This is a genomic window from Methanococcoides mangrovi, assembly GCF_052057775.1.
In the GTDB taxonomy this organism is placed as follows: Archaea; Halobacteriota; Methanosarcinia; order Methanosarcinales; family Methanosarcinaceae; genus Methanococcoides.
Genome location: NZ_CP195121.1, coordinates 198,695 through 212,998, shown reverse-complemented (window position 1 = coordinate 212,998; position 14,304 = coordinate 198,695). Strand labels below are relative to the sequence as shown.

The 14,304-nt window shown below is 46.8% G+C and carries 13 protein-coding genes; 3 read left to right on the top strand and 10 right to left on the bottom strand.

The genetic code is table 11. The features are described 5' to 3' along the window. Positions 1–21: 21 nt before the first annotated feature. From ACR3I3_RS01090 to alaS, 4 genes are all read right to left on the bottom strand, one after another. Entirely contained in the window at positions 22–552 is a 531-nt protein-coding gene (locus tag ACR3I3_RS01090) for a universal stress protein (protein WP_440952743.1), read from the bottom strand. 58 nt (positions 553–610) lie between these two features. Further along, on the bottom strand, positions 611–3,208 hold the full coding sequence (locus ACR3I3_RS01085; RefSeq protein WP_440952742.1) for a valine--tRNA ligase: 2,598 nt from the start codon (positions 3,206–3,208) through the stop codon (positions 611–613). Positions 3,209–3,351: 143 nt separating this feature from the next. Then, complete coding sequence (locus ACR3I3_RS01080; protein WP_440952741.1) at positions 3,352–4,422, bottom strand: response regulator transcription factor; 1,071 nt, start codon at positions 4,420–4,422, stop codon at positions 3,352–3,354. Positions 4,423–4,739: 317 nt separating this feature from the next. Next, positions 4,740–7,511, bottom strand: a complete 2,772-nt coding sequence (gene alaS / locus ACR3I3_RS01075) for an alanine--tRNA ligase (RefSeq protein WP_440952740.1) — start codon at positions 7,509–7,511, stop codon at positions 4,740–4,742. A 305-nt stretch (positions 7,512–7,816) separates the two neighbouring features. Here alaS and ACR3I3_RS01070 point away from each other — a divergent pair, with 305 nt between their 5' ends. Both ACR3I3_RS01070 and surE read left to right on the top strand, forming a co-directional pair. Beyond that, the gene (locus ACR3I3_RS01070) at positions 7,817–8,092 is read left to right on the top strand and encodes a hypothetical protein (protein WP_440952739.1); all 276 of its coding nucleotides are present in this window, start codon (positions 7,817–7,819) and stop codon (positions 8,090–8,092) included. Between the two features lie 171 nt (positions 8,093–8,263). Then, positions 8,264–9,049, top strand: a complete 786-nt coding sequence (gene surE / locus ACR3I3_RS01065; protein ID WP_440952738.1) for a 5'/3'-nucleotidase SurE — start codon at positions 8,264–8,266, stop codon at positions 9,047–9,049. 43 nt (positions 9,050–9,092) lie between these two features. Here surE and ACR3I3_RS01060 read toward each other — a convergent pair whose 3' ends face one another. Then, entirely contained in the window at positions 9,093–9,242 is a 150-nt protein-coding gene (locus tag ACR3I3_RS01060; protein ID WP_440952737.1) for a hypothetical protein, read from the bottom strand. Then, positions 9,232–10,200, bottom strand: coding sequence for a GTP 3',8-cyclase MoaA (moaA, locus tag ACR3I3_RS01055; RefSeq protein ID WP_440952736.1), 969 nt, complete (start codon positions 10,198–10,200; stop codon positions 9,232–9,234). Before moaA ends, ACR3I3_RS01060 begins: the two co-directional genes overlap by 11 nt. 77 nt (positions 10,201–10,277) lie before the next feature. Between moaA and ACR3I3_RS01050 the strand changes: the two genes are divergently transcribed. Beyond that, positions 10,278–11,597 carry a cobyrinate a,c-diamide synthase gene (locus ACR3I3_RS01050; RefSeq protein ID WP_440952735.1) on the top strand — a complete coding sequence of 440 codons (1,320 nt, stop codon included), beginning with the start codon at positions 10,278–10,280 and terminating at the stop codon, positions 11,595–11,597. An 86-nt stretch (positions 11,598–11,683) separates the two neighbouring features. On the opposite strand, the gene priL is transcribed toward ACR3I3_RS01050, so the two are convergent. The 4 genes from priL to ACR3I3_RS01030 all read right to left on the bottom strand — a co-directional run bounded on the left by priL (position 11,684) and on the right by ACR3I3_RS01030 (position 14,277). Beyond that, positions 11,684–12,742 carry a DNA primase regulatory subunit PriL gene (gene priL, locus ACR3I3_RS01045; RefSeq protein WP_440952734.1) on the bottom strand — a complete coding sequence of 353 codons (1,059 nt, stop codon included), beginning with the start codon at positions 12,740–12,742 and terminating at the stop codon, positions 11,684–11,686. A gap of 1 nt (position 12,743) precedes the next feature. After that, the gene (locus ACR3I3_RS01040) at positions 12,744–13,481 is read right to left on the bottom strand and encodes a DNA polymerase sliding clamp (RefSeq protein WP_440952733.1); all 738 of its coding nucleotides are present in this window, start codon (positions 13,479–13,481) and stop codon (positions 12,744–12,746) included. 87 nt (positions 13,482–13,568) lie between these two features. Further along, positions 13,569–13,880 (bottom strand): transcription factor S, encoded by a 312-nt coding sequence (locus ACR3I3_RS01035; RefSeq protein WP_440952732.1) that lies wholly within the window; start codon positions 13,878–13,880, stop codon positions 13,569–13,571. Continuing rightward, the gene (locus ACR3I3_RS01030) at positions 13,858–14,277 is read right to left on the bottom strand and encodes an NUDIX domain-containing protein (protein ID WP_440952731.1); all 420 of its coding nucleotides are present in this window, start codon (positions 14,275–14,277) and stop codon (positions 13,858–13,860) included. Before ACR3I3_RS01030 ends, ACR3I3_RS01035 begins: the two co-directional genes overlap by 23 nt. Positions 14,278–14,304 lie beyond the last annotated feature (27 nt).

The window sequence follows — 14,304 nt, the reverse complement described above, 5'->3', positions numbered from 1 at the left end:
TCGGATCTCTTTGAATGGATCTTACCTGACGACCAGAAGCTCTGCAGGTGAGTTCCTGATAACTTTTTCAGCAACACTGCCGAGATTGAACCTGCCGTCTGCGGTCTTTCCAAGAGTGCCTATCACCAGAAGGTCCACGTTCTCTTTCTCTGCAACATCAAGGATAACGTTTGCAGGATGTCCTTCTTCGATACGTATCTCCACTTCTGCCCCAAGCTTTTCACAAAGGTCCTTCACATACCCTGTAACATCACTTCCCTTCTCTTCAAGATGTCTGTGCCTCTCGCATTTCCACATATCATCTGCGAGCCGTGCAAATTCGCTCCATTGTTCCCTGGTCATATGCTCGCTGACAGCCATTTTCATTGATGCCAGATAGTCCCTGTGGACGGTTTCCGGAGTAATGCCTACGCTCTCCATCTCAACAACATAAAGTGCAATGACCTTTGCACCGCTCAAAGCTGCTATCTTCACTCCCGACCTTGCAGCTTTCTTTGCGTTCTCAGACCCGTCGGTAGCTATGAGTATCTTATTGTATTCCTTGTCGGACATAAAAACCCCCGCTTTTAGTTATATAAAACTAGAGCGGGGGCAAAAATAACTGTTTTGGTCAGCGCACTATCACGACGACAGTGCCGTTGACATCAAGGACATCCACAGCCCTGCCGGCTGAGATGACCTCTTTCTCAATGACGATGCTTTCCGGCTCAAGCTCAATGTCCTCACCATCAACTGTTATGTTGATGTTGCCCTTTGAAGCGATGTCTGCAACTTCCACAGGGTCCATTGATGTGAGTGTCTTGATGATAGCTCCTGCCTGCTTCCTGAACTTCGGACCAATGATGCCCATGTTCGGCTTGATGTTCACAGGAACATATTCAAAGTCAGGTTCACCTTCGATGACCTCTACTGCTGAGTTCGTAACGCCTGTAAGGTCGGATACGTCCTCAAGGGTGGCGTAGACCTCGATCTTCTCAAGAGGCGCGTTAAGTGCCATTCCTGATTCGGATTTGTACCTTCTGACATTTCCGGCGATCTCCTTGATGAGCTCCCCTTCCTTCTCAATGTTCTCACTAATCAGGGATTCATCAACTTCCGGCCAGCTCTGTGCATGTACGCTTCCTTCTCCAAGCCTGGAGTACATCTCCTCGGCAAAGAATGGTGCGAAAGGCGCAAGCATACGTGCCAGTGTATTGATAGCCTGGTAGAGTGCGTACTGTGCAGCCTTGCGGGCTTCCTCGTCATCTCCGTACAGCCTGGACTTGACAAGTTCGATGTAGTTGTCAGCAAGGGTCTCCCATGCGAATCCTCTGATGGACTTGTATGCTTCGTCAAACTGGTATGTATCAAGACTTTCGGTAACTGATCTGATAAGTCTGTTGAGGTTGCTCAGAAGCCATTTGTCGATGATAGCAAGATCTTCAGGTTTGCTGTTAGCGATCTCGGAGATATTGTCCTCAAGGTGGGACATGGAGAAACGGTAGATACTCCACATCTTTGTGAAGAACCTTGATGCTGATACGACATCCTTCCACCTGAACATGACATCTGAACCGGTGGAACCTCCTACGGCAGCCCACTGCCTGAATGAATCAGCACTGTACTTTGCAATAACTTCTTCCGGTGAGATAATGTTTCCAAGTGACTTGCTCATCTTGTGGCCATCCTCTCCAAGGACCATTCCGTTGATGAGGATGGAATCCCATGGCCTCTTGCCTGTAAGTGCCATTGAACGCAGGATGCTGTAGAATGCCCATGTGCGTATGATGTCGTGTCCCTGTGGACGCAGCTGTGTCGGGTTCCTCATTTCCTTATCGGTCAGCCAGCCTGCAACGTGCAGTGCTGTAAGGGATGAGTCCATCCAGGTATCCAGTACGTCTTCTTCTGCCTCGAAGTCGGTGGAGCCACATTTACATGCTGCCAGTGGCTGTTCCTGTGTAGGGTCGATAGGTAACCATTCCTCTTCTGCTACCATGACCTCGCCACATTTCTTACAGTACCATACAGGGATCGGGGTTGCGAATATCCTCTGGCGTGATATACACCAGTCCCATTCCATGGTTCCTGCCCAGTTCTGCAGCCTGACCTTCATGTACTCAGGGAGCCATTCGATCTCATCAGCTGTGTTAAGGATCTCATCATTGTCGATCTTCACGAACCACTGGCGTTCGGAAAGGATCTCGATAGGTGTCTTGCATCTCCAGCACATTCCGACGTTCTGGTCGAGTGCCTTCTGCTCATAGAGATATCCTTCTTTCTTAAGGTCCTCTATGATGGCTTCCTTACATTCAGGGATCGTCATACCTGCATACTTGCCTGCGATCTCTGTGATACGTCCGTTCTTGTCAATGGCCTTTCTCAGCGGCAGGTCGTGCTCTACCCACCATCTTACATCCTGTTTGTCACCAAATGTACAGATCATGACGACACCGGTACCAAACGCTGGATCAACATCCTTGTCTCCGATGACCTTTACGTCATGGCCGAACAGCGGGACCTTCACAGTCTGTCCGATGTGCTCATTGTAGCGTTCATCATCGGGGTTGATGGCAACCGCAACACATGCTGCGAGCAGTTCAGGTCTTGTTGTGGCGATCTCAAGTTTGTCGAAGTGAAGGAAGTTGAGCTTTGTTTCCCTTGCATCGTATTCGACCTCTGCAAAAGCAATGGCTGTTTCACATCTTGGACACCAGTTCACAGGGTGCTCTGACTGGTATAAGCGTCCCATATCTTTCATCCTGACAAAGGATGTCTGGGTCTTGACATAATAGTCAGGGTCCATTGTGATGAACTCGTTGCTCCAGTCCGTGGAGAATCCAAGGCGCAGCATTGTGGCACGCATCTTCTCGATGTTGCCTGTAGTCATTTCCTCACACATGTTCCTGAACTCTGCACGAGGGACCTGATTCTTTGTGATCCCGTGCATCTCCTCTACCTTTACTTCGGTAGGCAGGCCGTGACAGTCCCATCCCTGAGGGAACATCACATTGAATCCCTGCATTCTCTTGTATCTCGCAACAAAATCGATATAACACCAGTTGAGTGAATTTCCGATGTGGAAATTTCCTGTGGGATATGGTGGTGGTGTATCTATTATGTACTGTGGACGGGTGTTGTCCTTCCAGTCAAAATGATACATTGACATGTCCCAGGTATCTTGCCATTTTTCTTCTATTTCATGAGGGTCGTATTCTTTAGGAATCGCCATTAAAACACTCCAATGATAGTTAAACAGTTATCGTATATTTTGTTAGATTGAGAGGCGTAAGATTATTTAAACATATCTGGTTGGAACTATGATATGTTCCTGTATTTTGTTCCGGAGTGAAAAAAGTGCTAAAAAAGAAGGTTTTAGCTGGAGCTTGTTTCCTGTGGTTCCCAGCCAAATCTCTTCATGACCATCTTGATACGGGCATTGATCTCCCTCTTATCAAAAGGCTTTGAGATATAATCATCGATCCCGAGCTTCATTCCCTTGAGCTTGTCCTCGACCTCCGTCTTTGCGGAGACCATTATGACCGCAATATCAGTCGTATCGCTCCTCTGCTTGAGTTTCTCCACGACCTCATATCCGTCCATGTCCGGCATCATGATATCCAGCAGGATCAGGTCGGGTAGTTCTTCGGTAGCTTTCTTTACGGCCTCTTCACCACTGTATGCTATGATGAAATCATATGGTTCGGTGGCAAGGGAAAGTCGTATCAGTTCGGGGATGTCCGGTTCATCGTCCACTACAAGGATCTTCAGCCTGTCCTTTTTCATCTTCTGCTGACTGTAGCTCAGATCGATCTTCCCGTCAATGATGGAATACTGAAGGTCTAAACTGCTCATCCCTATATCGGTATGGATCTTACCCTGTTCTGTAATATCGACGATGACGTCAAAGAAGGAACGCATCAGGCCTTCGGTGTCTGCCGGGAGGGCACCTTTTCCAAGCATGGATATAATGCTGCCCTGCTTATCACGGACAGTTCTTTCAAGGAATTTGATGAAATTCTCCACTATCTGCAGGTTGTCCTTGGAAAGTACTGTGAGGTCGTCAAGAACAAGGATGGATCCCGGGTTCTGGCTGAATAATTTTGATGCATGTGAACCGATCCTGATATAATCTGATACAGAACTGCAGTACAGGGTGTTCGGATCGTTCTTGCCAGGTCCTTCCGTGTCAATGAACCATATTCTATCCATCACCCCTTCTACTTCAAGCCCATACTCTTCGAATTTTTCAAGCACATGTTTTCTGGATGTCTTAAGGCATAGCCACACAATGTTGCGCGATGGATCCCATTTCATTGCAGAATATGTATAGAAATAGATCATCCTCTCACTGAACACATTTACCGGTGCTAACATTAATGCATTCTTTGTGGTTAGTTCCTTACAAAGCGTGCTCATGATCTCGTCAGTTTCTTCTGCAGACATCTTATCCTCACAATTTCGGTACTTACTATTGTTTTTTTTCTAATATTAATGTTTTCAAATCATTCTATTTTTTTCGATGTATATTTGCGTCAATTTTCCGCTCTGGTAGCATTCCTTGATGAGGTGGGAGGATACCTGTAGTAAACAGGAATCTGTAATCATTGTTGTAAGGACAAAATGAAACAAGATCTGATAAAAGAGTGCAAAAGAAATGATCCCGATGGGTATTGTGATCCTCAAGAATTAAATTTTCAAAAGAAAATATGGTGAAAAAAAGATTTGAAGAAGGCCCGCTTTGAACAGCAAGGCCTTCCTGGTTATTTTATCTGCTCTTTCAAGAGCTCAATACTTCTGTTCAGGGCCTCATCCATCTTTGAAGTATCTGTTCCGCCACCACGTGCCATATTTGGACGTCCTCCGCCACCGCCGCCAACGATCGCGGACATCTCTTTGACTATTGAGCCCACATTGATGCCATTCTTTACAGCATCCTCTCCGGCAGCTGCGACGATCTTAACGCCGTTCATTTCGCTGATGAGCACTGCTACGACATCTTTCTCTTCGGTCAACTGACCAGCGGTTTTTGTAAGTTCGTCGCTGTCTGCGTGTGAGATCGACTTTGCGATGACCCTGATGCCGTTAATGTTCTCAGCTTCTGTTACCAGCTGGCTTACCCTTGTATGTGCGAGTTCTTCCTTGAGCCTGGTGTTCTCCTTCTTTAAATCCTTCCATTCATCGAAGAACCTCTCAATGGTAGATGGCAACTGTTCCGCTGATACGCGAAGTGTCTCGGATGAATCACGTACAAGTGACTCGAGGTCCTGCATTGCCTTTATGGCAGCTTCCCCTGCAGCATATTCCAGACGTTCCACCCCATCCTGGATGCGCTCGGTCTTCAGGATCTTGATGGGTCCGACAAGACCTGTGTTCGTACAGTGGGTACCGGCACATGCTTCGATGTCATTGCCTACCTGCATGACACGGATCAGCTTTCCTGGTGGCACACCACCCTGGTAAAGGCGGAATCCATATTTCTGTTCAGCTTCTGTCCTGTCCATCCAGTCGCTTAAGACGCGTTTGTTCTCCATTACAGTGCGGTTTGCGATGAGCTCGATCTGGTCCAGCTCTTCCTGGGTGATGCGCTTATAGTGGGAAAGGTCAAGACGTGCCCTGTCCTTGAACTTCTGTGCACCTGCCTGCCAGATGTGGCTTCCGAGGACCTCTCTTGCAGCATCATTGATTATGTGGGTTGCAGTGTGATGTCTTGCATGTGCCATACGGCGCTCCTCATCGACCCTGCCGATCACCAGGTCGCCCTTTCTGATGTGCAGCTCGTCCTCTATCTTATCGATCGTGTGGACCACAACTCCGTCGTATATCTGGGTGTCCACAACATTGAGGACGATATCCTCTACGGCCAGTGTTCCGTGATCAGCAGGCTGTCCTCCGCCTTCAGGGTAAAGGAGTGTGTTGTCAAGGACAATATTGTTCTCGAATATGTCAAGCACGACACCTTCGAACTCCATCCTGTTAGGCTCGTCGTAGAACAGGCGCTTTGTTTTTGGAAGCTTTGCGATCCTGTCGGCAAAAGGAATTACCTTCTCTTCCTTCTCCTCGGACTTGCTGTGCTTGTCTGCTACCAGTGAATAGAAGTTGTCAGGAAGGTCTACCTCAACACCTGCTTCTGCTGCAACGGACTTTGAGATCTCCGGCGGGATGCCGTGACTGTCATACATGTCGATGATAGTCTCCAGAGGGATCTTTTCTCCACTCTTCTTGTACTGCTTTGCAGACTTCTCCATCATTCTTCTGCCACGTTCGAGGGTATCAGCGAACTTACGCTCCTCGTGGTATAGGATGTCCTCTATTACATCGAAGTTCTCCTGGAACTCGGGGTATTCCGGCAGGTTGTCGATGTGCATCTTTACGATCTCGGATATTGGTATCATGATGTCAAGGTCCTTCATCATCCTGAGGGTCCTGCGTATAACAAGCCTTGCAAGGTAACCTGCCTTGACATTTGATGGTATCACGCCGTCACCGAGCATGAATGTGAGGCATCTTGTGTGGTCAGTGATAGCGTACACGCTTTCCACTGGCTCCATTATCTGGCTGAGCTTCTCGACCGTTGTGCCGATGCTGGATGCGACCTGCTTCCTCAGCTCGAAGAGGTTAGCTTTCTCGCTGACGTCCATAAGGCCTGCCAGACGTGCATTCTGTGAAAGGATATTGGTATACTCCTCGTTCTCAAGCTCGTGCTCGATCCCTGCAAGTCCCATAAGCTCATTCACGATGCCGGGGAATACTGCATCATAGATGGTAGGTGAACCCTTTGATGCCCAGACAAATCTCTCAAGACCGTAGCCGGTATCGACAATGTAGTTGTCCATCTTGGAGTACATGTCGCCCTTGATGTTGATGTCTCCCTTCTTGTCCTGCTTCAGGTCCATGAACACAAGTGTTGCGACCTCAAGTCCTCCGATCAGTGTTTCCACGCATGGTCCGGCATTTCCGCCGCCTGCCCAAGGTTCTTCCTTGTATGTGACAGCCATTGGGTCTGCACCAAGGGAGTTGAGAAGTCCGTCACACAGTTCAAGTGTGTGGTCTTTCCAGTAGATCTCCTTGTCCTTTTTGTTGAAAGCATGGTGTGCCATCATCTCAAAGGTAGTAAGGTGCCTGCCACTCCTTCCCACAGCATCAAGGTCTGAAAGCCTGATGCATGGCTGGGAGATCGTAAGCGGGTTTGCCGGTGGTGGTACCTGTCCTGATGTGACGAATGGCTGAAAATCGGCAATTGATGCAATTGTAAGGTAAATGTCGTCTCTCCATCTGGCAATGACCGGATATCTGTCAACACGGGTATGTCCCTCTTCTTCGAAGAACTTCAGGTAAGATTCCCGCATATCTGCAAGTTCCATTTTCTTCTTGAATACGGGATTGCCTATGAATGAATAGGGGTCACATGGTGCATCCCCACACGTCAACCTGTCAATGTCTCGTGTCCAGAAGTATTTTCCACATTTTGGACACTGTTTTCTGACAAATCCATTATCAGAGAAAAAATCGATTTGATATTCATCTTCAAGCATAATGATTCCAACTGTAATTGTTATTTTGTAATCATGCTGTATGTAATGTATGTAGTACGTACAATGTGTTCTATCACGTATCCTTCAATAGTTTAAATATATTTCTCATTTGGGCCATGGGTACAGCTCTTTACTTCCTAATTTTATGTGCAGGTGCCTTAGTTGATCCTGTTTTTCCCGCCTGATACTGTATGGTTGCTGATCTATGTGTTCACATTTATCCTTTTCATGCAAAATGTATGGACACACTGGCTATATGCATGTCCATATTAACTACTTACTATACGATAGGAAAGATGATCACAATGCAGTCAGTCAAATATATGTCCCTTGTATTCAGGGGTGCAGTAGAAGAGTATGATCATACAGGTGTCAGACCTTCTGTTTTCCTTGATGCAGCCGGAGATCTGCAGATCTATCTCTGTGATCCGATACTTGATGACCCGGAGTCTAAGGAAAATATCCCGGAAATGGACTTTGAGGTCAATGGTGGTCAGTTCTCTGATAATCCTGGCAACAGGTTCAATTTCAGTTATAACAGGGTAAGGGCCGAGGTCGGGTCCGAACAATTACCTCGCTAACTCTTCAATTGAAGGTTCTTTCGACATTATTTCAATTTAATTGTTATACTCTGACTGACCATATCGGTCTTATGTTCATCTTTTCTCTGATCCACACTCCATATCTCTTTTTACTTTTTCATCTTATTTGTTCCATTAACTATAATACTACAAAGGACAAAGAGAGCACCGATGTCAAAACGAATACTGCTCACAAACGATGACGGTGTCTATGCTGCCGGTATCAGGGCTGCCTATCGCAGTGTGGCCGATCTTGGTGATGTCACCATTTCAGCACCGGCAATGCAACAAAGCGGTGTTGGAAGGTCTATTTCTATATTCGAGCCGCTTCGTGTAAACCGCACATCCATCGATGGTATAGATGTGCATGCTGTGGGTGGTACACCTACCGATTCCGTGATCCTGGGAATATTCTCGATAATGAAGGAACTGCCTGATCTGATCCTTTCAGGATTCAATATCGGTGAGAACATAAGCACTGATACGATCACAACCTCAGGGACCGTTGGTGCTGCACTTGAGGGTGCAAGTCATGGTGTTCCTGCGATCGCTGCTTCCATTCAGGTGACAGAGGAAGGTCTGAAGTTCGATGACCTCCGGGATTTCCAGCATGATTTCGATGTAGCAGTGAAGTATGTGAACCGTGTTGCAAGGAAAGTGCTAAAGGAAGGGCTTCCTGAAAATGTAGACCTTCTGAACATCAACATCCCCCATTTTGCAGAAGATGACTGTGAAGTGGAGATCACAAGGCTTGCACGCAAGTTCTTCAGGACCGATGTGGAAGAGCGTCATGATCCTCGGGGGACCTCATACTACTGGATCACAGGTGACCTTATACATGAAGCAGAAGAAGGTACCGATGTCAATGCCATTGAGAATGGCCGCATTTCTGTGACACCGATCTCTCTGGATTCAACATCTACTATCAATTTTTCTGATATAGAGCATCTGGTCTGATACTTCCGGCCAGATGTTAAAAAAGTGATCTTAAAAAGTTGTCTTATTTTTTCAGCTTGATGGTAATATCATTCCAGTCAGTGTCAACGCCATGAAGGGTCTCCACTGAAGAGCTTGCCATTGCTCCCAGGATCTTCTGTACGAAATGATTTATCTCAATATCCTTGCCATCGACTGTAAGTTCAACTTCCATTTTCTCTATCTCCGATTATTGTTCTTTTTTCTATGATCCTTTCTTTTCCGGAGTCCATATAGAATGGTATCCTGCGTTCTATAGATGTCCTAAGGAGTTCTGGAAGCTCCTCCGGCTCAGCATTTGTGAAGTCTATAAGATTATTGTTTACCAGTAGGCAGGGCTTTAGCTTACCATCTGCTGTTATCCTTAGCCTGTTGCAGTTGGCGCAGAATTCCGCATTCTCGATCGGCCTTACGAACTCAACTTCTGCCCCGTCGATGATATAGCTTTTACGGTGATGCATTTTTCGCATCTTTATCTCATCTGCATGCCTTTCAAGTTCCTTCTCGATCTTTTCAGCATCCAGGTTGTATTGCGCACCGTCCCTGAAGTCCATGACCTGTATTATCTGTAACACAAGGTCTCCACTATGGCGCCGGACGAACTCAAGCATGTCATCGATCTCATTCTCATTGATGCCTTTTAGGAGGACCATATTGATCTTCACAGGAGTAAGTCCTGCATCGATAGCTGCTTCAATGCCTTCGAGCACCTCATTGAGGTCTTCCGGCCTCCCATGTGTGATATAAGCATATTTTTCAGGGTCAAGGGTGTCCAGACTGACATTAACACGGTCCAGTCCTGCTTCTTTAAGTGTGTGGGCCCGACTTTTAAGAAGGACTCCGTTAGTGGTAACTGAAACATCTTTCAGTTGTGGTAATGCTCTGAGTATATCCTCAAAATCTTTCCTGAGAAGGGGCTCTCCTCCAGAGAACTTGACCTTTTTGACGCCGAACTTTGCCGCAGTGTTCACTATCTGTGCGATCATTTCAACCGTCATCTCATCCCGGGCCCCTTCGTCACCTTCACTGTGGCAATATATGCAGTCAAGGTTGCAACGATTGGTAAGTGAGATCCGTAGACTTGTGACCGTTCGGCCGAACCTGTCTGTAAGAAGATCTTTTGAGGATTTCATGTTCGTATACACTAGAATGACTTAAGTTATGAACAGGAATAGTAATGGATATATATAAAACCAACTCAATTAGGGGCATGAAACGATCGGTCCTAATTGCAGGAACACATAGCGGCGTAGGCAAGACCACTGTAGCGATGGGTGTAATGGCCGCTCTCACGAAAAGGAATCTGAAAGTACAGCCTTACAAGGTTGGTCCTGATTATATTGATCCTACGCATCATACTGTCATATGCGGCAGGTCCTCAAGGAACCTTGACACGTTCATGATGGGCGTTGACGGTGTCCGCAGAACCGTTGAGAACAGTTACATGGATGCTGATATTTCCGTTATCGAAGGTGTAATGGGTCTCTACGATGGTATGAACTCCACAGAGATCGCCAGCTCAGCCCATGTTGCCAAGTCCCTTGACGTCCCTGTGATACTGGTCGTGAATGTCCATGGTATGTCCAGGAGTACCGGGGCCATAGTCAAAGGTTTTACAGAATTTGACAAGGATGTTAACATTGCCGGTGTTATCCTTAACAGGGTGGGAAGCCCACGTCATGCTCAGATGATCAAGGATGTACTTCCTGACATTCAGGTTGTGGGCGCTGTCCCACGGAACCAGGATATAAAAGTCCCTTCAAGGCATCTTGGCCTGCACATGGCCGGTGAACAGGATTACGATGTCGACAAGCTTGCAGAGTTCATTGAGGAGAACGTTGACATCGATGCGATACTCTCCCTTGCATCCGAGCCAAAGAAGCCTGAGGTTGAGGATGAAAGGTGTATTGAGAACATGTCAGAGGTGACCATCGGAGTTGCCCGTGACAGTGCATTCTGTTTCTATTATGAAGAAATGTTCGACATGTTCAGGAAATGCGGTGCAAAGATCGAGTTCTTCAGTCCTCTTGACGGCGAGATCCCCGATGTGGATGGCATGTACTTCGGTGGCGGCTATCCTGAGCTTCACATTGCTGAGCTTGAAAAATCCCGCACCACAAAGGAGCTCAAGGACCTTTCAGCGGATGGTATGCCGATATATGGTGAATGCGGTGGATTGCAGTATCTTTGCAGTTCATATGAGATCGAAGATGTTGTTTATAAGATGGCAGATCTTTTCTCGGCTGAGACCGTACTCACAAAGAAACTCCAGGCACTGGGTTACACTCATGGTGTCGCAAAAGGCAAGTTCATCAGGGGTCCGGTCAGGGGGCATGAGTTCCACTACTCTCTCACCGAGTGCGACAGTGATTCAAGGCTTATCTACGAAATGGAGCGTGGGAAAGGTATCATGAACGGTAAGGATGGTATCACGGAGCACAATTCCCTGGCAAGTTATATGCATGCGCACCCTGCTTCTTTCCCTGTTGACAGCTTTGTGGAAGAATGCCGCAAGTATAGCAGGAAATAATCGAGCCGGTATTTGATGTGTTAATGGATCAAACATTTAATTCATTAAACGAAAAATAAGATCATAGGTTCAAAAAAGGAAGGCTTTTAAGCCTCCTTTTCATTCTCTTTTTGCATTCTGTTCTTGAACCACATCCTTCTGCTGTAATATCCAAGAGGATGTTTCACACTCTTGCAGACCTCATCCGGGTTGTAGCAGTTCCCATAGGTTCTCATGGTGTTGCAGGATGGTGGTTTGTAAGTTGTACCCGATGAGCCGGCAATATGCTCGATCTGGTAACGTGTTTTCTCCTCGTCAAAATCAGGAGACACATTGAACATGGCAACGACCTCGTCCACGGACATCCCGATGTTGAGCAGGAATGATGTCATTGCAAATCTCATTGAATGGGCGAGGTTCACTCCTGCCCTGACCTTTGCAATAGCTTCAACAATGCATGGCGGGAAAAGTTCACTTTCGACCTTCTGGAACTCCCCTACTCCGAGATCGGATTTCTTTTCCTCAAGGGTCTCATTGATCTCTGAAAGATGGGGTGTGCATGCCTCACATATCTCCTCGGGGACTGCCAGGGGAAGTGCATTCTGTATGCGTACCCGAATCGCTTCCTGAAGCAGACGGGCAAACTCTTCTCTTGTGATCCTCACATGCCCTGCTTTCATCTTCCTGTTGACAAGCTTCCAGTTAAGGTCCTTTAGCGGACTTGCAAGCCTTATGTAATCCGTAAAATGAAGGTCAAAAAGGATATCATGGGTCTCTTCATTCTCGTATGTATCTGCATTGATACTAAAGTCAAGGCCAATCTCCTGCAGGAATTCCGGTCGTTGCATCTTAAGCAGCCGGTATGCAGCCTTTGCTTCTGCAAGTGCGTATTTCCTTATGAGGAACTGGTCGTCTATGCAGGACACAAGTATTCTGGCAAAAGGATAGGACAATAGTTCGGTAAGGATCTTTCCTTCTTCCGAAGCTGAAGGTGAGGGTTTTTCAATATCTCCGGTCAGTGATTGTATGACACGTTCTTTTCCCCGCATACGGGCGGAGTCGAGAGCACGGGAGGATAATAGTCTCTCTGGTGAAAAACCGAGGCCACCGACATATTCGGATGCCTCGGATACAAAAGGGTATAAGGCGAGATCTCTGCTTTCCATTTTAGTCAGACTCGATCCTTGGTGCAAGGAGGTATCCGATAGTTCCAGCTCCGTTAGCAATGGAGAAGTTGATCTTTATCGGGAAGTCCCTTCCAAGGTGCAGTGTGACTTCGTTGGATTTTGAGGCGGGTTTGATTATATCTGACAGGTAGTCCAGTGAGAACAGTGAACGTGTGTCATTTGGTTTGATATCGATCAGCTGGTCTCTTGACATTGTGAGCTTCACGCGGTCAGTGTCACCCTCTGCTTCCATGAAGAAGTCCTCTCCTTCAACACCGAGTAACATGTGATCGCTGATCTTCTCTGCAGCTTTGACAGCTTTCTGGAGATCCTTGCCGTTGAGTACGATCTCGGCAGGAAGGTCGAGCTGTGGTATCCTTGGTTCTGCACGGATGGTTGACGGATCAAGTAATGAAAGGGTATATGAGAAACCACCTATCTGGATCATCAGTTTCTTTGTATCTTCGTTGAGTTCCATCTGGACCTTGTCATCCCTGTCTGCAACTGCAAGTATGTCACTTACTCTTGAGAGGTCCAGTCCCAGCTCGCAATCATCAGCACTGAACTCATCAAATGCTTCGGTCGCCAGGTCAAAACTTACCATTGCAACGTTTGCAGGATCGACCGCCCGGACAGCGATACCTTCGGGTGAAATCCTGAACCTTGCTTCATCCACGAGTACGGAAAGTGTTTCGATTGAATCTTTCAGAAGATATGCATCAATTGTCGCCTTGAACATGTTGTTTCTCCGCCAAATAGTTTGGGTTTCAACTCTTTATATCGGTTACAGTATATATGTTTTCACTGTTTTGTCCGGACATGGCTCTTAGTCGTATTCACGCCATGTGTAGCCGCACTTTGTACACTTGAAGAACCTTGTTTCGGATTCATCCGCAGATCTCAGCTGCCTGAGCCACCAGTATGCTGTGGTGTTGTCACATTCGGGGCATTTTACTTTTGTTGTTGGAAGTCCTTCGTCAATATTGCCTTCAAGTACTGTGACCTCTCTTTCTTCACGGGTTGCTTTTGATACAAGTTCAGGTGCTTCTTCCTTCTCTTTTACATACCCGCATTTTTTGCATTTTAATGAGCCTTCGATGGGGAACATCATGCTCTTACATTTTGGACAGAATTCCATTAATATCATCTCCTGCGTCTTCAATCATTTTTTGGTGGTCGAAAGCTATGTCCGGTAGCTCCTTTATATCGAACAATGCTACTCCGGCTGCATCCGTTGCGGCTCTTGGCTCTCCGTGACCGACCGCAAGATAGCAAACGGACACCGTATGCCCTCTCGGGTCGCGCGAAGGCTCAGAATATACTCCAACCAATTTAATAATATCGATAGACAGCCCGGTCTCTTCCTGTGCTTCACGAATGACCGCAGCCTCGGTCGTCTCACCCACTTCCACAAAACCGCCCGGTAATGCAAAGCTGTTCCTGAAAGGAGGATTCTTCCTTTTAATGAGTACAATCTTACCATTTAAGATTATTACGGCATCAACTGTTAGCAGGGGTGTGGTTGGAACTGTCATTTGAACAAAACCTTAATACTTTTAGCA